Annotated in this window: 21 protein-coding genes; 9 read left to right on the forward strand and 12 right to left on the reverse strand. The window is 41.7% G+C overall.

Features of this window, described 5'->3' with window-relative positions:
* Window positions 1-5 precede the first annotated feature (5 nt).
* Window positions 6-518 carry a YchJ family protein gene (locus AC0L46_RS01395; RefSeq protein WP_317003785.1) on the forward strand — a complete coding sequence of 171 codons (513 nt, stop codon included), beginning with the start codon at window positions 6-8 and terminating at the stop codon, window positions 516-518.
* Window position 519: 1 nt separating this feature from the next.
* On the opposite strand, the gene AC0L46_RS01400 is transcribed toward AC0L46_RS01395, so the two are convergent.
* From AC0L46_RS01400 to AC0L46_RS01410, 3 genes are read right to left on the reverse strand one after another with little or no spacing between them, the layout of a single operon-like run.
* Complete coding sequence (locus AC0L46_RS01400; protein WP_473507077.1) at window positions 520-1,566, reverse strand: HD domain-containing phosphohydrolase; 1,047 nt, start codon at window positions 1,564-1,566, stop codon at window positions 520-522.
* A gap of 21 nt (window positions 1,567-1,587) precedes the next feature.
* Window positions 1,588-3,948, reverse strand: a complete 2,361-nt coding sequence (locus AC0L46_RS01405) for an ATP-binding protein (RefSeq protein ID WP_473505217.1) — start codon at window positions 3,946-3,948, stop codon at window positions 1,588-1,590.
* A 6-nt stretch (window positions 3,949-3,954) separates the two neighbouring features.
* Window positions 3,955-4,458 (reverse strand): putative pterin-binding protein, encoded by a 504-nt coding sequence (locus AC0L46_RS01410; protein ID WP_473505219.1) that lies wholly within the window; start codon window positions 4,456-4,458, stop codon window positions 3,955-3,957.
* A 308-nt stretch (window positions 4,459-4,766) separates the two neighbouring features.
* On the opposite strand from AC0L46_RS01410, the gene dusA reads away from it, so the two are divergent.
* From dusA to AC0L46_RS01430, 4 genes are all read left to right on the forward strand, one after another.
* Window positions 4,767-5,804: a tRNA dihydrouridine(20/20a) synthase DusA gene (dusA, locus tag AC0L46_RS01415; RefSeq protein WP_473505221.1), complete on the forward strand. Its 1,038-nt coding sequence runs from the start codon at window positions 4,767-4,769 to the stop codon at window positions 5,802-5,804.
* A gap of 4 nt (window positions 5,805-5,808) precedes the next feature.
* Window positions 5,809-6,759, forward strand: coding sequence for a transaldolase (gene tal, locus AC0L46_RS01420; RefSeq protein WP_473505223.1), 951 nt, complete (start codon window positions 5,809-5,811; stop codon window positions 6,757-6,759).
* Between the two features lie 113 nt (window positions 6,760-6,872).
* The gene (locus AC0L46_RS01425) at window positions 6,873-7,385 is read left to right on the forward strand and encodes a sugar O-acetyltransferase (RefSeq protein ID WP_473505225.1); all 513 of its coding nucleotides are present in this window, start codon (window positions 6,873-6,875) and stop codon (window positions 7,383-7,385) included.
* Between the two features lie 174 nt (window positions 7,386-7,559).
* Entirely contained in the window at window positions 7,560-8,678 is a 1,119-nt protein-coding gene (locus AC0L46_RS01430; RefSeq protein ID WP_473505227.1) for a PQQ-dependent sugar dehydrogenase, read from the forward strand.
* Window positions 8,679-8,782: 104 nt separating this feature from the next.
* Here the strand turns inward: AC0L46_RS01430 and AC0L46_RS01435 are convergent, their stop codons facing one another.
* Window positions 8,783-9,595: an MlaA family lipoprotein gene (locus AC0L46_RS01435; protein WP_473505229.1), complete on the reverse strand. Its 813-nt coding sequence runs from the start codon at window positions 9,593-9,595 to the stop codon at window positions 8,783-8,785.
* Between the two features lie 65 nt (window positions 9,596-9,660).
* Window positions 9,661-13,518: an ATP-dependent RNA helicase HrpA gene (gene hrpA / locus AC0L46_RS01440; protein ID WP_473507079.1), complete on the reverse strand. Its 3,858-nt coding sequence runs from the start codon at window positions 13,516-13,518 to the stop codon at window positions 9,661-9,663.
* A gap of 246 nt (window positions 13,519-13,764) precedes the next feature.
* Between hrpA and cysK the strand changes: the two genes are divergently transcribed.
* Entirely contained in the window at window positions 13,765-14,730 is a 966-nt protein-coding gene (cysK, locus tag AC0L46_RS01445; RefSeq protein ID WP_473505231.1) for a cysteine synthase A, read from the forward strand.
* Between the two features lie 87 nt (window positions 14,731-14,817).
* Here the strand turns inward: cysK and AC0L46_RS01450 are convergent, their stop codons facing one another.
* The 4 genes from AC0L46_RS01450 to AC0L46_RS01465 form a co-directional block, all read right to left on the reverse strand.
* Window positions 14,818-15,066, reverse strand: coding sequence for a hypothetical protein (locus AC0L46_RS01450; protein WP_317004114.1), 249 nt, complete (start codon window positions 15,064-15,066; stop codon window positions 14,818-14,820).
* 84 nt (window positions 15,067-15,150) lie between these two features.
* A complete protein-coding gene (locus AC0L46_RS01455; RefSeq protein WP_473505233.1) occupies window positions 15,151-15,687 on the reverse strand; it encodes a DUF924 family protein in 537 nt (178 codons plus the stop codon).
* A complete protein-coding gene (locus AC0L46_RS01460) occupies window positions 15,669-16,262 on the reverse strand; it encodes a cysteine hydrolase family protein (RefSeq protein WP_473505235.1) in 594 nt (197 codons plus the stop codon). Before AC0L46_RS01460 ends, AC0L46_RS01455 begins: the two co-directional genes overlap by 19 nt.
* 138 nt (window positions 16,263-16,400) lie before the next feature.
* Window positions 16,401-16,583: an SEC-C metal-binding domain-containing protein gene (locus AC0L46_RS01465; RefSeq protein WP_414682071.1), complete on the reverse strand. Its 183-nt coding sequence runs from the start codon at window positions 16,581-16,583 to the stop codon at window positions 16,401-16,403.
* A 344-nt stretch (window positions 16,584-16,927) separates the two neighbouring features.
* Here AC0L46_RS01465 and AC0L46_RS01470 point away from each other — a divergent pair, with 344 nt between their 5' ends.
* Genes AC0L46_RS01470 through AC0L46_RS01480 form a run of 3 tightly spaced genes read left to right on the forward strand, consistent with a single transcriptional unit; the run spans window position 16,928 to window position 19,777 of the window.
* Window positions 16,928-17,947, forward strand: coding sequence for an ABC transporter substrate-binding protein (locus tag AC0L46_RS01470; RefSeq protein ID WP_473505237.1), 1,020 nt, complete (start codon window positions 16,928-16,930; stop codon window positions 17,945-17,947).
* 9 nt (window positions 17,948-17,956) lie between these two features.
* Window positions 17,957-19,456, forward strand: coding sequence for an ATP-binding cassette domain-containing protein (locus AC0L46_RS01475; RefSeq protein ID WP_473505239.1), 1,500 nt, complete (start codon window positions 17,957-17,959; stop codon window positions 19,454-19,456).
* A gap of 18 nt (window positions 19,457-19,474) precedes the next feature.
* Window positions 19,475-19,777, forward strand: coding sequence for a hypothetical protein (locus AC0L46_RS01480; RefSeq protein ID WP_473505241.1), 303 nt, complete (start codon window positions 19,475-19,477; stop codon window positions 19,775-19,777).
* Window positions 19,778-19,838: 61 nt separating this feature from the next.
* Here the strand turns inward: AC0L46_RS01480 and AC0L46_RS01485 are convergent, their stop codons facing one another.
* The 3 genes from AC0L46_RS01485 to AC0L46_RS01495 all read right to left on the reverse strand — a co-directional run bounded on the left by AC0L46_RS01485 (window position 19,839) and on the right by AC0L46_RS01495 (window position 23,102).
* The gene (locus tag AC0L46_RS01485; RefSeq protein ID WP_473505243.1) at window positions 19,839-20,183 is read right to left on the reverse strand and encodes a type II toxin-antitoxin system HicB family antitoxin; all 345 of its coding nucleotides are present in this window, start codon (window positions 20,181-20,183) and stop codon (window positions 19,839-19,841) included.
* Complete coding sequence (locus tag AC0L46_RS01490; protein ID WP_473505245.1) at window positions 20,180-20,428, reverse strand: type II toxin-antitoxin system HicA family toxin; 249 nt, start codon at window positions 20,426-20,428, stop codon at window positions 20,180-20,182. Before AC0L46_RS01490 ends, AC0L46_RS01485 begins: the two co-directional genes overlap by 4 nt.
* 259 nt (window positions 20,429-20,687) lie before the next feature.
* Window positions 20,688-23,102, reverse strand: coding sequence for an AAA family ATPase (locus AC0L46_RS01495; protein WP_473505247.1), 2,415 nt, complete (start codon window positions 23,100-23,102; stop codon window positions 20,688-20,690).
* Window positions 23,103-23,174 lie beyond the last annotated feature (72 nt).

The raw sequence follows: 23,174 nt of genomic DNA on the forward strand, positions 1-23,174 counted from the left end.
TATCTATGCCAATCCCGGTAAATTGTCCGTGTGGTACAAGCAGGCCTTATGAAATGTGTTGTGGTATGTACCACAATAACCCAGGCACTGCGCCAACAGCAGAAACACTTATGCGTTCTCGTTATACTGCTTTCGCCATTCGCAATTTCGAATACATTGCGGCAACGCAAAAACTGAAAGAAGCACCAGATCAAACAGCTGCCGACATTGAAGACAGCAATGACCACACACAATGGATCAAACTGGAAATTAACAGCACGGAAGACGGCCTAGAAAAAGACAAAACAGGCGTTGTTGCTTTTTCAGCGCACTTTAAAGAGGGCAAACACATTGGCCGCCTGAGCGAGCGTTCGATTTTTAAAAAGGTAAAAGGTCAGTGGTTTTACATTGCTGGTGAGCATGAGGTTCAAAAAAATACACCTCTTGTTAACTCAGCCGAAATGAACATTGGCCGCAACGATCCATGTTTATGCGGCTCAGGAAAAAAATACAAAAAGTGCTGCGCAGTAAATCACTAAATCAATGAGCTACTGCACTCCATTTTTCTTTAATATCACGTAACTCTTCTTCTATGGATAAGAAACATTCAACGAGATGCGGATCGAAATGTTTATTTGCATCTTGTTTTATGTGCGCAAACGCTTCTTCAATAGACCAACTCCGCTTGTAAGACCGTTCCATTGTTAGAGCATCAAATACGTCTGCGATCGCAACAATACGAGCCGCCAATGGAATTTCATCGCCAGCAAGTCCAGATGGATAGCCGGAACCATCCCATTTCTCATGATGATTAAGCGCGACTTCGGCTGCCAACTTAAATAAAGGCGCTTCGCTTTTCTCTAAAATCTGATGACCTATGGTTGTGTGCTGACGCATGACATCCCACTCACCCTCCGTCAATTTATTAGGAGATTTTAAAATCGAATCTGGGATTCCAACTTTTCCCGTATCATGCATGGGCGCAGCTAATTTGAGTAACTCAACGTCTCTCGAACTCCAACCCAATTTTTTAGCAAGCGCCGCACTGTAATCTGCCATACGCCACATATGTATTCCAGTATCTGTGTCGTTCAACTGCCCTACTTCTGCAATCATACCAACAGCAGAGCGCAGAGCATCATCCAACTCTTTGGTTCTACGCTTTATCAGCTCTTTATTGCGTAAATGTATTTCAGCAAGCTTTAGATGAGCAGCTACACGTGACAAGGTTGTTAAAGGAGTGATGGGTTTAGTGATAAAATCTACACATCCTACACTAAAACCTTTTTGCTCATGTTGGGCATCGGTTACAGCCGTTAAGAAAATAACAGGGATATCCTGTGTTTTAGGTGATGCTTTTAATCTTTCACACACTTCAAAGCCATTCATTTCAGGCATCATAATGTCTAATAGAATAATATCTGGCAAAGATCGATTGACGATATCCAAAGCAATCTTGCCGCTCTTCGCTATCTGCACATGATAGTTATCCGATAAAATATCTTTCAAGACATCAATATTTTCAGGCACATCATCAACAATCAAAACTCGCTTTAAAGGCGAATCCTTTTCTATGCTTTCAATCACACTGTTCAAAGTAATTTCCTTTTAACTTGCTTTAAAAACAAGTTGTTTGTATTTTTCAATCTTAGATAAAGCGTCATAATAATCATAACTACAGATGTCTCTCACTGCTTCTTCAAGAAGATTAATATGATCACACTCCGCATTCATTTCTATTATTTTCTTTATCAACTCTTCAGACTCAGACCTTCCCTCTTGGAGCATCCCTTCCAGAGAAGTTAAGTCTTTCTCAATTAACCCTAAATCCATTTTCTCTTCTTTATCAGAAGGCAGTAGAAGAGATTTAATTCTCTCCATCAAAACATTCGGATTTAATGGTTTAAACAAAACATCATCAAAATAAAAATCAACGCCACTTTCATTGACTTTAATAACGTCTGCGGTCAATACGAGAATTGGAGGCCTTTCATTTAATAATTTCTCATGGATTTTCTTACTCGACTCGTAACCATCCATAACAGGCATTCTAATATCCATAATAATCAGGTCGTAATCAGCGGAAATCACTTTTTCATAAGCTTTTTTCCCATTATCAACCCAGTCAATTAACCCACCTTTCTTTTCTAAAATTGCAGTAACTATGCTCGCATTTGTTTTATTATCTTCAGCTAAAAGGATTCGCTTACCTTGAAGCGTTTTGTCTTCATCTTCTTTCTTTTTACTTTCTTTATGACAAGCCGTAAGCGTTTCTTTTTTATTAAACTCCGCACATATATTTTTAGGCGTAACTAGATCTGTGCTCAAAATATCTTTTTTCTGTTCACCATCAAGATTAAAAAAGACCCCATTACTTTTTAGAAAAGTCTCAGCATCTTTAGGCAAACCTGCCGTTTCTTGCAACCATTGGAAATCAACCAAAACAGGAGATTTTGAAAAGCAAGCTTCACTAGAGCCGTAAATAAAAACATTATCAGAGCAAGTGGCATTAACCGTTTCAATTGTTCTCACATCTTCTTGGATAACCGATATTTCACAAGAAACTGGAGAATGAGTAGTGTCTGGATGATATGGAATAGATACCGTAAACACAGTGCCTGAAACGCTTGAGGTTTCATAACTTATACTACCCCCAAGAAGATCAAGTAGTTTTTTCGTGATACTAAGACCCAAGCCAGTTCCGCCATACAAACGAGTCGTGCTGCTATCTGCTTGTTGAAAAACATCAAACACATTAACACCCTCGCTAATACCTATACCTGTATCTTTTACGGTGATAATAAGATTCTGGTTTTCTTTTAAAGCAAGTCTAACATCCACAAAACCTGACTCAGTGAACTTAATCGCATTACCAATAATATTAATTAGTATTTGCTCTAATCGTGCTTTATCTCCAATTAAAACCTCATGAATAGAAAAGTCTCGACTTATACTAAATCTAAGCCCTTTCTTTCTAGCTGAATGAAAGTGAATTTGATAAACATGCTCTAGTACATCATCAATATGATAAGGTGCTTTCTCTAAACTCATCAGACCTGAGTCTACTTTTGAAAAATCTAAAATTTCATTAATAATAGAAAGTAAACTGTTTGCCGACTTTTGGATCTTATTGACCTTTTCTCTATTCTTATCATCAATATCACCGCTCAATAACAAATGACTAAAGCCAATAATCGAGTTCATCGGTGTTCTTATCTCATGACTCATCGTCGCCAAAAATTCACTCTTAGCCATTAATGCTTTTTTGGTAGATTCAACAGCCTCTTTTAGTTCAACAGTCAGTTTCTGGGATTTTTGATAAGAGCGCCTTACCAAGCTCAACTGTTTAAAAAGCAAGTAGATGATAAACATTACCGAGACAGTAAGAAGACCAATTAAACTACCAAGGTATAAGAGAAGGTTGATCGAGTTTTCTCTATTTCTTTCTTTTTCCTTAGATCTGAAACCCAATGTCTCCAAGATAAAAGCTTCTGTTTTATCAATCAGCAAATCGTTTTCATTAAGCAAGTAGGTAACATCTATTCGTGCATCGTCAGAAAAAACAACCACATCCATTTCATCTAACTTATTCCGAATCACCTCTAAAATTCCTACAGCATTAGGCGAGCGGTTAAAAAGAGCCTTTAGCTTCCCATTTCTTAAAATATTTATTCGGCTGTACAAAATCTCGAAGCTCAACTGAGTTTCTTCTAAATTTTCATTCGAATAATCTTCCTCCAATACACGAAGAGACTCTTTAAAGTTCATCAGCTCCTTATCAAGCTGATAAGAAGCCCATAAAGCATCCTCTTCCGCGGCCGACATGATCTTTTTTTGATGTTTGTAGAGTTCCGAGAAAACCAGAATAGAAAAAACCATGAAGACAAGCGCAACACTCGCCAACCAGAACAAAGGCTGTACTTTTTTGCTGGCGAGTACTCTGAAAATATTCAGAAAAGAGTTTCGCATCAAATGCTACTCAACATTGATGGATTTGATTTGCCAAACGGAACGATTGTAAATAACTTCGTTATTTAAACTCGCATCTTGATCAAACGGATAAAGAATAAAAAGAGGCCCTTTGTCCCTCACTCTCATAGCTTTACCGTTCATATCCATGGCTAAAATAACATCATGCTCATAACCGTCCTGAACTGGCACCAAAGCACTGTAGTCATTTAACGCTTTTACCGACAGGGTCTCAGATTGAGAACCAACCGCTTCCATTAACGATCTTAAATATGGCCCTTGATAGAGATTAGATCCTTCACTCCAAGGCGTCTTTGTTTGGCGATCAACCATCCCCAAATCTACCAACATTTTACGGTCAAACTCAGCGGTTCCTTCTGCAGTGTTTGTATTTAAAATATTACCCGTCACGGTCAAAATGACCTTTCCTGTTGGAGTCGGTAATGCCTGCACAGCAGAAACAAAACACAACCCCAAAACAATGCCAACACCGCGTAATAACTGCTTCATAAATCACACCTTAACTACATTTTGAAATCGAATTGCATTATAGGTAAAACTGGCAGAATTAAAGCTCTACTTTACGAAACACTACGCTTATTACACCAAGCACAACAAAGACAGGAAGGTTAGATACAAAAAAACTTACACGACTTACCACATCGATTGATGCAACAATGAGGAAACAGCTAAAAAGCTCTCAATATCTCATTTTCTTTCTAAAGTAGCGAGCGTCACCTCTTAGAATCCCTAGGCTTTTATGACATAATTGAGAGATTATTTTTCAACTGTATTTTCGACCATAAAAGACCAATTTAATGACAGACGACAAAGTCATAGAAAGCAATTCAAAGCCTTTGAAATCAAGCGATTCACTAGATAGACGCTTCTCCATTGCACCCATGATGGACTGGACGACATCCGATTACCGAGTTTTCGCGAGAACACTGACTAAGCAAACCCTACTTTATACCGAGATGGTGACATCAGGCGCCTTATTGCATGGCAATCACCCAGAACGCTTTTTACGTTACGATGATTGCGAGCACCCTATTGCTTTGCAGCTAGGCGGTTCTGACGCGAAGGATCTGGGTAAGTGCGCCAAAATGGCAGAGCAAGCAGGTTTTGAGGAAGTAAACTTAAATGCAGGTTGTCCAAGCGATCGCGTGCAAAACAGCTTAATTGGTGCTTGTTTGATGGCGCACCCTGAAAAAGTCAAAGATGCAATGAAAGCCATGCAAGACGCTTGCGATTTGCCTGTCACGATTAAACATAGAATTGGTTTAGACGATGAAGAATCCTATGATTTTGTTCGTGACTTTGTGGGTGAAATCGCCACAACAGGTGTGACGACTTTTATTGTTCATGCACGCAATGCCATTTTGCAAGGTTTGAGTCCGAAAGAAAATCGCGAAGTGCCACCATTGAAGTACCATTATGTACATCAGCTAAAACAAGACTTTCCAGACCTTGAAATCATTATAAATGGCGGCATAAAGACCATAGAAGAAAGCCAAGAACAATTAACCAAGGTCGACGGCGTTATGGTTGGTCGTGAGGCTTATCACAATCCTTGGCTATTAAGCCAAGTTGATGAAGCCTTGTTTCATGGCCAAGCTCTAGTAACAGATCGCTACCAAGCGTTAGAAGCATTCGTTCCTTATGTGGAACGTAAACTGAATGAAGGCGAACGCCTTTTGCATCTGACTCGACACATTTTAGGCATTTTTCAAGGAGAAGCTGGCGGAAAACAGTTCCGTCGATATTTGTCCGAAAAAGGTCATAAAGCGGATGCTACAATTAATGTACTATTAGAAGCCATTGATTTGGTCAAACACCATCAACACAAAGGATAAGACAATGAGTAATAAGTTATCTCAATTAAAAGAATTCACGACCATTGTGGCCGATACAGGTGATATCACAGCAATCAAAGATTTTTTACCAGAAGATGCGACAACAAACCCATCTTTGATGCTAAAAGCAGCACAAATCCCTGAATACGCTCCTTTCCTAGAGCAAGCCGTTGCTTGGGCGAAAACACAAAGCAATGATAAAGAGCAGCAAATTCTAGACGCTGGCGATAAGCTTGCTGTTATCGTTGGTACTGAAATTCTTAAATACGTACCAGGCCGCATTTCGACAGAAGTAGATGCACGCTTGTCTTTTGACAAAGACGCTACATTAGCAAAAGCGCGTAAACTGATCGCACTTTATGAAGAAGCTGGCGTTTCTCGTGATCGTGTATTGATCAAAGCGGCTTCTACTTGGGAAGGCATCAAAGCGGCTGAAGAATTAGAAAAAGAAGGCATCAACTGTAACCTAACGCTACTGTTCTCTTTCGCTCAAGCCCAAGCTTGTGCTGAAGCTGGCGTTTACCTGATCTCTCCTTTTGTTGGCCGTATTCTTGACTGGTACAAAAAATCGACTGGCGAAGACTACACAGCGGAAACGGATCCAGGTGTGGTTTCTGTGACTGAGATCTACAACTACTACAAAGAGCACGGTTACAACACAGTGGTTATGGGCGCAAGCTTCCGTAACATTGGCGAAATTGAGCAGCTTGCCGGTTGTGATCGCCTAACGATTAGCCCTGCGCTACTAGAAGAGTTGAAGAAAGACGAAGGCAAACTAGAGCGTAAACTGGTTCCTGCAAGCGACATCAAACCTGCACCTGCAGCAATCACAGAAGCGGCTTTCCGCTGGGCCATGAACGAAGATGCTATGGCAACTGAAAAACTGTCTGAAGGCATCCGTAACTTTGCCGTTGATCAGCGTAAGCTAGAAGTGACCTTGGCTTCTATGCTGTAAGCTTCGCTTTCATCATAAATAAGCTGTTTAGAAAACGCGGTTCACCAAACATGAACCGCGTTTTTTATTTGAGCTTTTTATTTGAGAGTCTTATTTAAACAATAGGAACGAACATGACTGAATTTAAAAAGATGATCCGTGGTGAGTCTTTTAATGGTATCGACACCGATCTGCGCTTGCGCAGAGAAGCCGCTCGCCTTGCCTGCGCCAAATTTAATGCCCATCCAAGCAAAGGCAACTTACGCCATGTTACGCGCCTCTTTGCCGAATTTGGTAGTGTGGTGATTGAACCGGGTTTTCAGTGTGATTATGGCTCTCAAATTCACATTGGCGACAAGGTCTACATTAATTTCCATTGTGTGTTTTTAGACAGCGCTCCCATTCATATTGGCAACAATGTGCTCATTGGACCCGGTGCACATTTTTATACTGTGGATCACCCAAGAGAAGCCGAACAACGTATTACTGGCGCCTGCTTCGCAAAACCGATTAACATTGGCAATAATGTCTGGATTGGTGGCGGCGCTAAAATTTTGCCTGGCATCACCATACAAGATAACGCCATTATTGGTGCCAATGCTGTTGTCACACGAGACGTTAAGCAAAATGAGCGCTTTGTAGGCTAAAGACTAAAAACAAACAGCAAATTCTTGCTTATTTAAGACACTTCAGACCACCGCCATGAACACTTCATTCAACTAGGTAAGCAATCTGCAATTGCAGAGGAAGTCTTTCCCTACGCCCTATTTCCTATGCGTTTTTCGCTATACTAGACAAACATTCGCGGGAGAGGTCGCCATATGAAAATTTGGATACTATTTTTAGCCAGCTTCATGGTGCTAAATGCTAACGCCTCAAATGCTGTCATTGTTGACGATTCACTGAATATTAAACAAGTAACGCAATTTGATGGCACGCCATGGGGTATTGCGCTACTTAATGATCAAGAAGCTATTATCACCATACAAAAAGGTGAGGCTTATCGAGTAAATTTAAGCACAGGCAATAAACAACGTCTTACAGGCTTACCAAGTGTTGATAATAAAGGCCAAGGTGGTTTATTAGATGTGGCTATATCGCCTGATTTTAACAATCAAGCTTGGTTGTATTTCACCTATGCTAAACCTTCTAATGAAGGCGCTCGAACAACATTAGCCAGAGCCATTTTATCGAACAATGGCTTAAGCCAATGGGAAGATTTGCTGGTAACAGAATCCGCATCACCATTTACAAGGCATTACGGCGGTCGCATTGCTTTTGATGATAAAGGCCATGTGTTTTTCTCTATCGGTGACAGAGGCGTGCGAGAAAACGCACAAGACTTAACCAATCATGCTGGTGCTATTCTTCGTTTGAACTTAAATGGACAAGTACCGGCAGACAATCCGTTTGTCTCTCATGCCAATATTAAGAATGAGATATGGAGCTACGGTCACAGGAACCCCCAAGGCTTGTTTTATGACCAAAGTACACAAACTCTTTGGTCAAACGAACATGGTCCAAAAGGCGGTGATGAAATAAACCTAATTCGTCCAGCGGCGAATTATGGTTGGCCCATTGTCTCTTATGGTAAGGAATACTCTAGCTCAGAGAGCATAGGTGAAGGTACAACGAAAGACGGCATAGACAATCCAGCTAAAGTGTTTATCCCTTCTATCGCGCCAAGCAGCCTGCTTCGATACCAAGGCATGTTGTTTTCCAATTGGAATGGAGATTTTCTATCGACGGCATTGGCATTAAGACATTTGAATAAAGTGAAAATTGCCGAAAATGGTGAAACGACAGAAACACGTTACTTAGAAAATTTAGCGGAACGCCTTCGCTCTATTGCACAAGATTCAGAAGGTGCGCTTTATATCGGAACAGATTCGGGAAAACTCTTAAAAATTACTTTAGCGAGTCATGTGTCTTTGAAGTAGCTTTTACTTAGAAAAGAGCTAAAAACAAAAGTGCTAAAAAAGGCCTGCTTTTATTATTGAAAGCAGGCCTTTTTCACAATTAATTGTACTGTTTTGAAATTGACTTACTCAGCCCAACTTCCACCAGCGTCGTCTTCCCAAGAGTCATCACCCCAGCTGCCTTCTTCATCGCCCCAGCTATCGTCGCCCCAACTATCATCATCAACACTTTCATCCGCTGATTGATTTTGTTTAGCAGGCACATTGCCGTCGTACACTTCAAAAGCTCGGGTCTGCAAATACACATCACGAATAAAGCTGTATCTATCACCAAAAATTAATGATTCAGCGCTTAACAAACGAGCACGAGTTTCAACAACGTCTAGCGCCAAAGTGGCGAGATACTCTTCATTAGTTAAATCTAAAAATAACTCTTCTCCGTCCTCATAGGCCGTATAATCCACCACTAAACCAGCGCTATCGCGCAATGTGGAAGGCCCAAAGAATGGCAAAACCAAATAAGGCCCAGACGAAACGCCCCAGTAACCTAAAGTCTGACCAAAATCTTCATCGTATTCTTTTAAACCAAGTTCACTGGCCACATCGAAGATGCCAAACCAGCCTGCCGTGCTGTTAATCACAAAGCGCCAAGTAGAAGACGCTGTGCCGTCCCATTTACCTTGCAATAAGTTATTAACGATATTGCTGATCTCTCCCAAATTCGAGAAAAAATTCGTAACGCCTTTTTGAACTGGCGTTGGCGTCACAGCCTTATAACCCTGTGCAACTGGCTTTAATATCGCACCATCAAGCGTATCGTTAAAGGTGAACATGGCACGATTGAAACCTTCCCATGGATCTTCTTCCGTAGCAGCAAAGTTCGGCTGAGAGAAGATCAACAAAAAACTCAAAAACACAGAACCCATTACTTTAAACATTTCACTGTCCTTAATTCATCACTTGTCACATAGCATCAGACTTGAAGCACTCAGCGCTAGACAAATCAAACTAACTTTTTCACTTCTTGCCACTGTTTAGAAAGTCGCTTATCAGAAATAGGCTCTAATGTACCAACAGATTGAGCAAACAAAGAAATACGATATTCTTCTAGCATCCAACGGTACTTCACTAATTCTGGGTCGTATAGTGTTTTCTCGTCGTGGGCTTTCTTCTGTCTTATGTAAGTTTGCCAAAGGCCTTCTAATTCAGACACATAAGCGTTCTCTTTGTTCAAATGATTTTGAAAGCGCTCTAAACGTACCTCAATACCTTTGAAGTAACGGGGCAATTGCCCAAGCCAAAAGATGGGCGTATTACCAATAAAACCAGGGTAAATCAGCTCACCTAGTTGAAGTTTGATGTCGCCATAAATTCGAGTCCAAGGCAATGGAATACTTCCCTTCATCTTCTTCGCCACACCTTGATAAGACGACAACACACGATAAAGCTGCTCTGCCATCTCATTCGCCACGGTAATCAGATTCGATTTATGGGCCGAGACACTTTGCTCGAACTCAGCTTTTGTCCTCGGTAAAGCACGCCCATCTAAAAACACCTTGTCTAAAATGGCATTCAACAAGTCTTCTAATAAAAGCTCTTTCTTGCCGATGGGAGCAAAAATCAGCATAGACTCTTTAAGGTGCGGCAGATTCTTTTGCAGATAACGCATTTCTTTATTGAGCGTTAATTTCAATAAAGTAATCACACCTTTTCTGTGGGTTTCGATGGCGGTATTTTGGTCATCAAACATTTTCAATGAAACCTTCTCACCATCCGCAACTAACGCTGGAAACGCCGTCACCTTAATGCCCGCTTGCTTGATTTCTTGGCGTTCAGGAATGTCTTGATCTGGCCAAGCGGTTAAGTCTTCTTGCTCATGCTGTTTCGTACCAAACTTAGCAAAGCTCTCTTCAACCAAATCACTAAACTGATTCTGTAATTGACCAAGATCTTTCCCTACACCAAGAATCTTCCCGCGCTCATCCACCACTTCTAAATTCAAAGTAAGATGGGAATCCAATTTCTCCGCATTCCACTCGTTCAATGGAATATCAATCAGAGTTTCACGTTTAATTTGCAAGCTGAGTTGTTCTAACAAATCTCCTTTGTCTTTGGAAAGATTCGGATAAATACGGTCAACAAACTGCGGAATCGGTACAAAACGACGACGTAAGGCTTTCGGCAAAGAGCGTAACAAGGCTTCACATCTTTCTTTAATAAAACCAGGAACCGCCCAACCTAAATCTTCCAAACTGAGCTGTCTTAACAAACCAACAGGCACTTTCAGCGTCGCACCATCAGTTGCTTTGCCAGGGTCAAATTTATAATCGATCGGCAGCGCCACACCATTCAAACCGAAGGAGTCTGGAAACGCCACGTCATCAACATTCACATCTTGGTTGATTAAATCTTCCCGCGTCATCACTAAAGCATCAGGAGACTTTTTAACAAAATATTCTAGGCTTTTGAGATTACGAACATCCGCTGGCAAGCGTTTATCATAGAAGGCAAATACGGCTTCATCATCAACTAAAATGTCTCGCGTACGCAATTTGGCTTCTTGTGTTTCCAGTGTTTCCACCAAGGCTTTGTTCTTGCGATAAAAAGCCAATTTAGTTCGCAATTCACCTTCCACCAAACCAGAACGAATGAAGATTTCACGAGCTTCTTCTGGATTAACATGACCGTAATCAATTCGACGTTTAGCCACTATCACCAAACCATAAAGCGACACTTGCTCACTCGCCATGATTCGACCTTGGTTACGCTCAAAGTGCGGATCAAAGTATTGACGCTTTACAAAAGGCGCCGCGTACTCTTCGATCCAAGCCGGATCAATTCTGGCTGTCACCCGCGCATACAGCTTACTGGTTTCCACCAGTTCCGCCGCCATAATCCACTGCGGCGGCTTTTTAAACAGCATAGAACCCGGAAAGATAGACAACTTGCGAGAGCGACACCCCAACATTTCTTTGCTGTCTTCCATTTTGTTCGCCACTTGCGTAAACAAACCCGCTAACAAGGATCGGTGAATTGCTTCATAATGGCGCTCTTCGTGCTGCACTTCTTTAAAGCCCAGTTGTTTACAAGCAATCATGATTTGTCGATGAATGTCACGCCATTCCCGCATTCGCATGAAATTCAAAAACTGCTTGCGGCAATATTGGCGAAGTTGATTCTGGGACAAAGCTTGACGCTGAGCCTCAAAACGCTCCCACAAATTCAAGAAAACCGCGAAATCCGAGTCTTCATCTTTGTCTACGGCATGAGCTTGGTCTGACTGGGTTTTCTTATCTTGCGGACGCTCCCTTGGATCAGGAACCGATAAAGCACTGACAATGATTGCGACTTCTTTCAAAACACTGTGTTTTTCTGCTGCGATCAAGATTCGCCCTAGCTTTGGATCAATCGGCAATTTAGCAAGCTGGCGACCAATGGGCGTTAAACGATCTTTAAATAAAGCCCCTAATTCCGTCAAAGCACGATAACCATCGTTGATCATGCGTTTTTCTGGCATTTCAACAAAAGGAAATTTCTCAACAGCACCGAGTTTCAAGTTCGCCATTTGCAGAATAACCGACGCCAAATTGGTACGGAATATTTCTGGATCCGTAAATTCTGGGCGACTTTCAAAATCTGCCTCATCATAAAGACGAATACAAATACCATCGGCAACACGACCACATCGCCCAGCTCTTTGGTTGGCACTGGCTTGGCTGACTTTTTCAATCGGTAATTGCTGAACCTTTGAACGCACACTGTAACGGCTGATTCGCGCCAAACCGGGATCAATCACATAACGAATACCAGGAACTGTTAAAGAAGTTTCTGCGACGTTCGTTGATAACACGATTCGACGTCCACCATGGGATTTAAAGATTCGCTGCTGCTCACTGGCGCTTAATCTTGCGTACAAAGGCAACACTTCGGTAGAACGCAATTCAGCTCGGCGTAAAATCTCAGCGGTTTCACGAATCTCTCGTTCACCCGGCAAAAACACCAAAATATCACCCGCGCCGCGATAACCAGATTGTCGCTCTTCGGCTATCAAGAGCTCAACCGCATCAAGCACGCCCTGCTCCATACTTTGATCTTCATCCAGCTCTTCGGAGTCAGACTTACTCAACAAAGGCTGGTAACGGATTTCAACAGGATAAGTTCGACCAGAAACCTCAATGATTGGGGCGTTATTAAAGTGTTCTGAAAAACGCTCAACGTCGATGGTTGCAGAGGTTACAATCACCTTCAAATCAGGGCGAGCTGCCAATACTTGCTTCAAATACCCCAACAGAAAATCAATGTTTAAACTACGCTCGTGAGCTTCATCTATGATGATTGTGTCGTATTTGTATAAAAACTTATCTTGTTGAATTTCCGCGAGAAGAATACCGTCCGTCATTAACTTGATGAGCGTTTCTTCATTACTCTCATCATTAAAGCGCACTTGAAAACCAACTTGTTCCCCAAGCTTCACTTGCAACTCGTCACTAATGCGCTCTGCCACACTGCGTGCAGCGATTCGTCTTGGTTGAGTATGACCAATTACACCTGCAATACCGCGCCCTGCTTGCAGACACATTTTAGGTAATTGCGTGGTTTTACCAGAGCCGGTTTCACCCGCAATAATGACAACTTGGTTGTCTTGAATCGCCTTGATGATTTCATCAGCACGAGCTGCAACCGGTAAGCTTTCGTCATAAGTGACTTTCGGTAAACAAGCCAATCTGGCTTGATATAAAGCATTCGACTTTTCCGTCATGGCAGACAATTCATTCGCCATTCGATCACTGGGTAAACCGTCTTTTTGACGTTTCGCTAACTGGGTTTTTTTACGGACAATAAGATGACGATCACGTGTCATCACTGCATGATTTTCCATGGTATCTAAAAAGGTATCCTGTCTAATTGGGCGCTTACGTCGCTGAGCACTTTCACTTATAAGTGCTGCGTTTTATACAAACATGGCTTAATAACTTAGCGTCGCGCGTCGCTTCTATCTATATAGTTGGAAATTCTAACATTAATCCCCATCAAGAGGTTATAGTGAAACCAATATGCTGCGACGATAGGCAGCAATCATTCAACGACCAATAAAAAAGGAAGTGGTATGTCTAACCAAGTATTTGAAGATAACTCTCTTACCATCGGCAATACGCCTTTAGTACGTTTAAACCGCATAGGTAATGGCAACATCTGGGCGAAGCTAGAGTCGCGTAACCCAGCCTTTTCTGTGAAATGCCGTATCGGTGCAAACATGGTTTGGGACGCTGAAAAGAAAGGCATTTTGACCAAAGGCAAATCCATTGTTGAAGCATCAAGTGGTAACACAGGCATTGCCTTATGTTTCGTTGCTGCGTCTCGCGGTTACCCAATTACCATTACTATGCCATCGAGCATGAGTATTGAACGTCGCCAAGTCATGAAAGCACTTGGTGCCAATATTGTTTTAACTGAGCCAGCAAAAGGCATGAAAGGCGCCATTGCGAAAGCAGAAGAAATTGCTCAAGACGACAATTTCGTACACCTTCAGCAATTTGAAAACGCAGCAAACCCAGAAATTCATGAAAAAACCACTGGTCCAGAAATCTGGCAAGACACAAATGGCGAAATTGATGTTTTAGTAGCTGGCGTAGGAACAGGCGGCACCATTACAGGCGTAAGTCGTTACATTAAAAACACACAGGGCAAAGCCATCACCAGTGTTGCGGTAGAGCCAACCACCTCGCCAGTTATTACACAGACAATGAATGGTGAAGACCCAACACCAGCGCCTCATAAAATCCAAGGCATCGGTGCGGGATTCATTCCTAAAAACCTAGATTTATCTATCATTGACCGTGTTGAGCAAGTCTCTAATGAAGATGCCATTGCTATGGCAAAACGCTTAATGCGTGAGGAAGGCATTTTGTGCGGTATTTCTTGTGGTGCGGCGGTTGTCGCTGCAGAGCGTTTAAGCCAAGAAGCCGATTTTAAAGATAAAAAAATCGTCGTTGTATTGCCGGATTCAGGCGAACGCTACTTGTCTACTGCCTTATTTGAAGGCGAATTTACGGACAACGAACTGGTTCAGTAAAGCTTTTTATGACATACAAAAATCCCGCTTAGGCAAAAGCTTAAGCGGGATTTTTTTACTATAAGCGAAAGAGTGAGAGTCTTTTGCTTAATGGGTTTTCTTTGTACCGTAACGAACCATGTCTTTGCCGTTCTCGAATACTTCTTCTGTTACCCAACGCCCCAATACTAATTGCTGTTTATCATCTAACACAGCAACAAACGGACGACCATCACTATTACTTCTTGCTAAGGCAACACCAGCAACGTTTTCTAATCCCAAAGTGCCCATCTCAATGACACGCAAAAAAGCTTCAAGTTCTTCGAGCGTCAGTATCACATCGTTATCATTAATCATTCTATCTACTCTGTTACATCAATAATGGCGCTAGGATAACAGCAATCGAAGCGCGATAAAAACGACAAAAGCAACTTAATGAACTCAAAAGCTTGAGCCTTCTTGCTTGAGAAATTCAACTTCTTCTGGTGTTGATACTCGCCCTAAAATCGCATTTCGATGAGGATAGCGATCGAATCTATCGATGATAACCTTGTGTTTATGTTCAAATTCTAAATTACTTTCATTACCTAAAGATTCAAACAGCTTCACAGCCTCCATGTGAATCTGTTTTGATTCACTGTGCATAAAAGGCATGTATAAGAAGCTCCGCTCCGCTGTAGCTAATTCTGTATCAAAGCCTTTCGAGATAGCAAACTGAGCTAATGCCAAACCTAAAGCATCACATGCAAACGACTCCGGTTTATCGCGATAAATGTTTCGTGAAAATTGATCAAGAATAATGACTTCAGCAAGACTACCCAATGCTGTCTCTCGCCAACTAAACAGCTCTCCGGCTTTGGCCTGCTCATGCAGTGAACCAAAACGCCTTTGGATCATGGCATCAAATGCAGTGTCTTTTTGCCACCAGTGCTTGGGCTCCAGCTCAGTAAACCAGAAGTCTATGATGTCTTTGTACATTGATCTTCTCCACTTACTATTCGCTTCAAGACTTCTTCAGCCTTTAATATATGAGCATACTCACCTTGTAAATTCGCAAGAGACATATTGTGAACCGTCTCCGCTGTTTGCAATTGACCTCTAAAGTCTTTCATATCAAAGGTATAAGTAGCATCAGAAACAACAAAGGTTTTATAACCCAAATTACCTGACATTCTCGCGGTCGCTTCAACAGAGTTGTTTGTTATCACCCCCACAATGACGACCTCAGATATGCTTCTCTCTTGCAGATAACCATCAAGGTTTGTTCGGATAAACGCGTTGTTCGTGTCTTTTTCTATAACATCTTCAGAATCCAAAGGCATGGCAAATTGTTTAAAATCATTCCCTGCAGTGCCTGGGAAGTATTTTGATTCTGGCTCAGTCGACATGTGCTTGATGTGCAAAATCGGCAGTTTCTTGGCTCGCCAGTTTTTCAGCAAGGTTTGGATTTTATCTTCCGCTTCTGGGTTATTTCGAACACCCCAACTAGGATCGTCTATCGCATTTTGCAGATCGATAAGCATTAACAAAGGATTCGTCGTGTCAAAATTCATAATGAATACCTGTAGGGTTCAATTAATAAATCAGAGATTATGAGCTGGAATGATAAATAAAAGTGGGAGTGTCATTGTCTTCTGCAATGCAGAATAAAGCCCTTCTTTTTATGAAACAAAAAGAAGGGCTAGAAACAGCTAGGCGTTCTTACCACAGCATTTTTTGTATTTTTTACCGTTGCCGCAAATGCAAGGATCGTTACGACCAATTTTTGGCTGGTCACGTTTAACTGGAGCAACAGGGGCGCAGCAACTAGAGCTACTGCAGCAGCTATCTTCAACTGAGTTAGAAGCGTCTACGGATTCATGATTGCTAGTCATAATTTGAAAATACCTTAAAAAATTTAAAACAGTCTATTTCGTAATGAAGGACACAAATAAGCGGAACAATTCTCATTGATCCGATTTCGGAGAATTGTACCCTATTCTACCAATTACAACACGCAGGTGATTCTAAATAGATTCGCTCTTAATCGAGATGATCAATTCATTTATGAGCTTTGACGAATCTCATCTTCATTTAAAAGAGAAAGCGCAGCTTATTTGCTCCTGCTTGTACAAAATGGCTTCTTTATTTAGTTCGAAACGATCTTGAACACTGGTTTAATATTCTTTTATTTTATATATAATTCGTGCTTAATTTTTCAACTTCCCGGAGTGCTCTAATGTCCCGAATCATAACCCTGATGACTTTGCTTTTGTGTGGCTTTAGCAACGTAGCAAACGCAGCCAAAGATAGTCTTGAAATTGGTTACATGCCGATCATCCCAATTTCTCAAGCCTTTATTATTTTGGAAAATGACACTTTAGAAGACACAGGTGTCAGTGACCCTGAATTGTTCCAGTTCCAAAATGGCCCAGCCATTGTTCAAGCTTTATTAGCTGGTCAGTTAGATGTTGCCTATCTTGGTATTGGGCCAGCAATGGTTGCTCGCGCGAAAGGCGCAGACATTAAAGTTGTCGCTTCAAACATTGTTGAGCAAATCAGCATGGTGGCTTTGGGTAATTTGTCTCCTTACTTTGAAAATGGCGATGCGAAAACAGCCTTTGCTCGTTTCAAAGCAGACCAAGGCCGTAAAGCGGTAATTTCTACTTTCCCAAGAGGCTCTGTGCCAGAAACCGTATTGCAGTATTGGTTACAAAAACAACTTGGCATGAGCAGTGACGACATCACGCAAAACATCGATATCATTTACCAAGGCGCGGCTCAGGTACAACAAGCCCTAATGACAGAAGCCGTCGATGGCGCAGCGATTTTAGAGCCGGTTGTAAGCATTATTAGTGACAAAAAATCGGATGCCAAAGTAGTGGCTTCTGGTTCTGGTATGTTCCCTCATCAGCCAGGTGCGGTAATGGTTGTGCGCGAAGCATTAATCAATGAACAGCCCGAACTCGTCAAAGCTTTAGTAAAAGCGCACATTGCTGCTACCGCTAAGTTGCGTAACAACCCAGAAGAAGCGGTGAAGGCTGTTGGCAAATACGTTGGTGGCGGTCGCTTGCCTGCGAAAATTACGCTAACCGCTTTGAAAAACTCACACGATCAGTTTGAAGCGAACCCGAATGCCATCATCGACGGCACTCGCACCATGCATGATTTCCAAGCGAGCCAAGGCACACTTAAAGTAAGTGTCGATCTTGATGCCTTGTTTGATGTTCGTTTTTACAACGATTTAACTCAGGAGTAATCCAGTATCATGGCATTAGAATCTCACCCTTTAACACGCTCTCGATCAGGGCGTGCCTTATTGGGCGTTATTGGTGTAGCGGCATTTGTACTACTTTGGAAATACGCTCAAGCCGCAGGCTGGGCAGCAGCTGGCACCATACCAGACCCTTTTCGATTGCCACAAGCATTGATCGATGAGTGGTCATCAGACCGTTTAGTTCCAGCCATTCTGTCCAGTTTGGTTCACTATGTTTGGGGTTTAGCCATTGGTACTTCCCTTGGCTTTTTAGTGGGAACATTAGCCGCCTCTTCTTCTTTGTTGGATGCGCTACATGCTTGGTTAGCACGAATTCTTCGCCCTATTCCACCTTTGGCTTGGGTTGTATTTGCCATTGCTTGGTTCAAAGTCAGCCATGCAGGTGCAGCCTTCGTTATTGCCATCGGCGTGTTCTGGGTAAATTACTTTGCGACTTACTCTGCAGTGCGCAATGTGGATTCCCGCTTTTATGAACTGGCTCGTGCTTTTGGTCAAAACGGACACTTGCGCCAAGCGCTTCAAGTAACCTTGCCGGGCGCCGCAACAGGAATTTTCTCTGGTATTCGAACCGGCATTGGACAAGCTTGGATGACACTCATCGCCGCTGAATTGTTGGGCGTTCCGGGCATGGGACAAGAAATGAATTCCGCCGCTGGTGTCGGTGCTTATGAAGTCGTTGTAGTTTACATGCTGATTATTTCTCTGGTTTACACCTTGAGCGATACTCTATTTGGTTTCATTGAAAAAGCGAGTGCTGACATGGCGTCCATCTTAAATATCGAAGACTTAAGTTATCACTATGGTAACAATCCAAATCCTGTTTTTGCTGGCTTAAACCTTCGCATGGAAGACGGCGAATTCATCGCGGTTGTCGGTGGCTCTGGTGTTGGTAAATCCACCCTATTGCGCTGTGTAGCAGGTTTGGCTACCGCCAGCCATGGCAGCATTGAACTTCATGTTGAAGAAGACGACACAAGACGATCTCGTGGCGTGGTGTTTCAAGATGGTCGTTTAATGCCTTGGCGAAAATTACGCAGCAACGTGGCTTACGGCCTAAAAGGACTTAAGCTAACAGCGGAAGAAAAACGCGAGCGCGTAGACGAAGTCTTAAAGCTAGCACGCCTTGAAGAACTGGCTGAGCGCTGGCCTCATCAGTTGTCTGGCGGACAAGTCCAACGTGGCGGCATTGCCAGAGCATTAGCGGTTAAGCCTCACTTATTATTAATGGATGAGCCTTTTAGTGCGGTAGATGCCATTACTCGCCATCATCTGCAAGATCAGCTATTAACCATTTGGGAACAGACTCAAAAAGCCGTGATGTTTATCACTCACGATATTGAAGAAGCCGTGTATTTAGCAGACCGTGTCATTGTGCTTTCTGGCTCGCCTGCGAACATAGTGTTAGATCAAAAAATCGAACTGCCTCGTCCACGCCATCGCGGCACAGACACGCTGCAAAAATTGGCTCAAGACATCGCAAACGCACTTTAATTGAAAAAGGATATTGGTATGGCGGTTACTCAATTATTAATACACGCACCAACAGTCGATGCGCTAAAACGCGCTCAGAATAACGCTCGTAATTTACTGAAATTAGAATCCGATGCTCAAGTAGAAATCGTCGTTAATGGCCCAGCGGCCGCATTAGCCGTTACCTTAAATGACGAGGATATTTTGAGTAGATTAGTGATTTGTCGTAATAGCCTTCAAGCGCAAGCGCTTTCCGCTCAGGACAATGTGAAGCAAGTCGACGCAGCGGTTCAATACATTGCTCATCAGCAAATAAAAGGTTGGCCTTACATGCGAGCGTAAGACCTCTGGTCGGTGAATGGTGATGTGTGTAAGAGAGAATATATAAAAGCCAAGGAAGGCTTTAATTATCTAAACGGTGTGAATTTGCTATTTTTTCTCGAATCGCATCACAAACAAAAGCATTTAAACTCTGCCCTTCAGCTGCAACCACCGCTTCTCGATGTAAAGCTTCGCCTGTTCTGATATTAAACGATCCCTTACAAGGCTTTTGAGGAATCCGCTCCAGTTCCTTACAAGTTAAAAGGTATTCATCGACCGAACGACGAAATTCAACATCAAGCTCTTTCAATGTCGTTGCTTCGTACGTAACAAGGTCACGAATAAAAGCAAGCTTACCAAATAGCGTGTTGCTTTCCAGATCTGGCTCAATCGTGCCGAAATAGTCTTTATATTGTAGATATTTCATAACCAACCTTCTTCAAGCAAATGCACTTTAATTGAATTTAAAGCACCACCTTTTAACTCATTTTCAGGATGAGGTTTATGTAGCAACAAGATCGTATCTTTGTCTTTATGATAAAAACGAACCCTCGAACCCGCCATTTCTTTTTTTTCATAGCCAAGTTGAATTAACAAAGTTACTAAATCACTCCAAGGAAAAACTTTTCTGGCAGATCGAAGCTTTTCCATTAGCTTTTCTTGCTTACCCATAGCGCTTCTTCTTTCATCCTGAAAATAAAAGTATAGATGTCCACCCTAACCCAAGCAACTATTTTTAGTTGCTTGGGTTAGGGTGATTTGAAAGTAGGGTTGTATTTAGTTTCTAGAAGCAACGATGCCCAAAGATCTGAGCTCAATGGCTTATGTTTTTCTTATTTATGGTTTTACAGATACAAAAGTGCAGTGTTTGATGCCCCACTCACCGGAACTTTAGAAGCGCAGCGGAAAACTAATTGATAACATGTGTTTGTTAAGCATTTTCGACTCCTATACTTTGAAGTAATGCCGAATACTGATCTGGATCTTTTGCTTTAATTTTGCTTAATATAAAACTTGCCGTAGTCTTCATCTCAGGAACATCAATAGGCAAAACACTTCTCTCAAAGACGCCTTCTAAATGAGAAAACTCATTGTTAATACGATCCGTTAATGATGCAGCTAATACATCATCTCCGAAAAAACGCGCTAACTTGTCATCTTTTTCTACAGCATTGGGATATTTATAGTACAAGAACGCCTCAAGAAACTTACGAGCATTATTCCCAAAATTGTAGTAACAATCATGATTTTCATTACTCTCACTCGATGCATGCGCGCATTTATAAATCTGATGAAACAAATAATTAAACTCTGTGACGTAGTCTTTAAGATATCGAGGCATCAATGTAATGTTACTGCCTTGATCAGTTCTAGTAATGATAAAGTATTGAGACTGCTTTTTGTTCATAGCACCGGGAAGGCGCTTCAGATACTTCAGAAAATCCAGATTATGAGTCGAAATAAATAACTGTTTAAAACGATCACGCTCCTTGACCTCACCGCTGTCTTCATATTTCTCTGGTGTCACAATCGCAGCATTAATAAGGCTGTAGACAAAAAATATATGGTTCGCATCTAAGCTTGATATAGGATCATCAATCCAGATTATAGGTTGATTTCCTTTAGTCTCAATGTCTTCAAGCTTGGCCATGAAATAACAGAAAGCAATCAGGCTACATTCACCCTCACTAAGATGGAATGCTTTATTGCCGTTTCGGGTTACCTCAAACCTGTATCCAAATGACGCGTCTCCAGCTGTTTCTTCAATGGCTTCAAGAGAGAGATACTGATGGCCGAAAAAATTATTCAAATAATCGTTTACCCTATCAGCTCCTTTACTTTCATCTTTTAACTGAGCCTTCAAGTCAGATATTATTCCCCGTTTCGCCTCAACTTTCTCTTCTAAGGTGTTTTTTGCCTCTTCCGCTTCGCCCATGACCTTATTAAGTCGCTCAATAGCCGCACTCTCATCTCCATACTTAATGTCGTTTATGAATGTAAATACTTCATGTAAGCGGAGAGCTGTAAGAGCTGCCGATTGGTCGACGCTAAGCGAAGCGGTAAACTGGTTTGACTCATTTCTGAGTTCCTCAAACGAATCTCTAATAGAGTTCAAACCCTCTTCAACCGATTTAGGTACTTTAAATTCAAAGGGGGTAAATATATCATCCCTTCGTTTTTCAACCTGTTCCTGTATTGAGATCAGGCTCTCACGGTACTGTGCTGATAGGATCGTTAACAGTTCTCTCAGCGAATCCAAATCAGATGTGAAGTTAGAGTAAAAATCAGAGCTTTTGATATTTAGCAGGCTCGCAATTTGAGACTGCTCACGTTCAATAGATACAAGCAGTGCTTCCAATGCGTGACGAAGTTCTTCAGATTCTTGGTTAAAATGCTTATCCAGCTTGTCCCACAAATCCTCTGGAAGATCACTCCCACAAAATGCGCACTTAGCTTTTTTCTCTTGATGATGCCCACGGCCAGTCCTCACCCAAGAGGCTAAAACAGCATCGTTTAGTAACTCCTGAATTGGATCAGATGCTTGAATCTTTTTTTCAATTAATTCTTTAGCTTTTTCAGTGATCGCATTGTATTGAAGGTTAAATTCTGATGATTCTGAAACTTCCGGTTTAGACTCTTCTCTGAGAAGGTCGTGCAACTTACCTACATGCTCATCAGAAAGCGGAGAATAAGTATCTTCATTAACAGTTAAGATGTCTTCTTCTATTCTATTGACATTGTAGTTTGCATCACCAAAAATTTTATTGTGCTTGATTCCGGTGACTTCCTTATTGGCTTTATCACGTAACTTACCTCTCAATTCTGTTACTTTGTTGTCATATTCTTTTAGAGCTACCTCAGATTTTTCTTTAGCCTTGAGGAGCTCTCCCTCTAATCCTGACTGACTTTCTTCGCTCCCCAACTCAGCTTCGCACTTCTCAATTTCTTCCTCAATTCTTGCATTCTCTTCACCCAAGATGGCGAACGAATTGATGGTATGTTCATCATCAACGATGAAACGGAGATTGTCTCGGACAAAATCCTCATTGAAAACACGAATGACTTGACCATGGTCACTTAATAAGTTTTGAGTGACAATGCCACCACCATCAAAAGACAGTTGAAATTCAGGTGAGCTATATTTATCTGATATCGTACCTGTCTCAAGAGCTCTAAAGATCCTTGAGAGTGTTGTTTTACCAGAGTAGTTGCGGCCATATAGAATATTTAGTCTTTTAAATTCTGCAATATTATTACCAGCATCTCGAATAGATGATGACCACCGAAAATCATCATAGACCGCCATACTTTTAATTAAGTCTATTTTTCTTATATGTCTGCTCATACATGTCCTTTTTGATGATGCCTAACATTTTTAATCGATCGTATGCACACTTACACATTTTCGAAACTGTTT

The organism is Marinomonas sp. 15G6-16 (genome assembly GCF_055809555.1).

What these genes read in the sequence shown, in the direction of transcription:
- AC0L46_RS01395 (WP_317003785.1), top strand. Translation starts at nt 6, where the DNA reads ATGCCAATCCCGGTAAATTGTCCGTGTGGTACAAGCAGGCCTTATGAA.
- AC0L46_RS01405 (WP_473505217.1), bottom strand. Translation starts at nt 3,948, where the DNA reads ATGCGAAACTCTTTTCTGAATATTTTCAGAGTACTCGCCAGCAAAAAA.
- AC0L46_RS01410 (WP_473505219.1), bottom strand. Translation starts at nt 4,458, where the DNA reads ATGAAGCAGTTATTACGCGGTGTTGGCATTGTTTTGGGGTTGTGTTTT.
- dusA (WP_473505221.1), top strand. Translation starts at nt 4,767, where the DNA reads ATGACAGACGACAAAGTCATAGAAAGCAATTCAAAGCCTTTGAAATCA.
- tal (WP_473505223.1), top strand. Translation starts at nt 5,809, where the DNA reads ATGAGTAATAAGTTATCTCAATTAAAAGAATTCACGACCATTGTGGCC.
- AC0L46_RS01425 (WP_473505225.1), top strand. Translation starts at nt 6,873, where the DNA reads ATGACTGAATTTAAAAAGATGATCCGTGGTGAGTCTTTTAATGGTATC.
- AC0L46_RS01430 (WP_473505227.1), top strand. Translation starts at nt 7,560, where the DNA reads ATGAAAATTTGGATACTATTTTTAGCCAGCTTCATGGTGCTAAATGCT.
- AC0L46_RS01435 (WP_473505229.1), bottom strand. Translation starts at nt 9,595, where the DNA reads ATGTTTAAAGTAATGGGTTCTGTGTTTTTGAGTTTTTTGTTGATCTTC.
- hrpA (WP_473507079.1), bottom strand. Translation starts at nt 13,518, where the DNA reads ATGACACGTGATCGTCATCTTATTGTCCGTAAAAAAACCCAGTTAGCG.
- cysK (WP_473505231.1), top strand. Translation starts at nt 13,765, where the DNA reads ATGTCTAACCAAGTATTTGAAGATAACTCTCTTACCATCGGCAATACG.
- AC0L46_RS01450 (WP_317004114.1), bottom strand. Translation starts at nt 15,066, where the DNA reads ATGATTAATGATAACGATGTGATACTGACGCTCGAAGAACTTGAAGCT.
- AC0L46_RS01455 (WP_473505233.1), bottom strand. Translation starts at nt 15,687, where the DNA reads ATGTACAAAGACATCATAGACTTCTGGTTTACTGAGCTGGAGCCCAAG.
- AC0L46_RS01460 (WP_473505235.1), bottom strand. Translation starts at nt 16,262, where the DNA reads ATGAATTTTGACACGACGAATCCTTTGTTAATGCTTATCGATCTGCAA.
- AC0L46_RS01465 (WP_414682071.1), bottom strand. Translation starts at nt 16,583, where the DNA reads ATGACTAGCAATCATGAATCCGTAGACGCTTCTAACTCAGTTGAAGAT.
- AC0L46_RS01470 (WP_473505237.1), top strand. Translation starts at nt 16,928, where the DNA reads ATGTCCCGAATCATAACCCTGATGACTTTGCTTTTGTGTGGCTTTAGC.
- AC0L46_RS01475 (WP_473505239.1), top strand. Translation starts at nt 17,957, where the DNA reads ATGGCATTAGAATCTCACCCTTTAACACGCTCTCGATCAGGGCGTGCC.
- AC0L46_RS01480 (WP_473505241.1), top strand. Translation starts at nt 19,475, where the DNA reads ATGGCGGTTACTCAATTATTAATACACGCACCAACAGTCGATGCGCTA.
- AC0L46_RS01485 (WP_473505243.1), bottom strand. Translation starts at nt 20,183, where the DNA reads ATGAAATATCTACAATATAAAGACTATTTCGGCACGATTGAGCCAGAT.
- AC0L46_RS01490 (WP_473505245.1), bottom strand. Translation starts at nt 20,428, where the DNA reads ATGGGTAAGCAAGAAAAGCTAATGGAAAAGCTTCGATCTGCCAGAAAA.
- AC0L46_RS01495 (WP_473505247.1), bottom strand. Translation starts at nt 23,102, where the DNA reads ATGAGCAGACATATAAGAAAAATAGACTTAATTAAAAGTATGGCGGTC.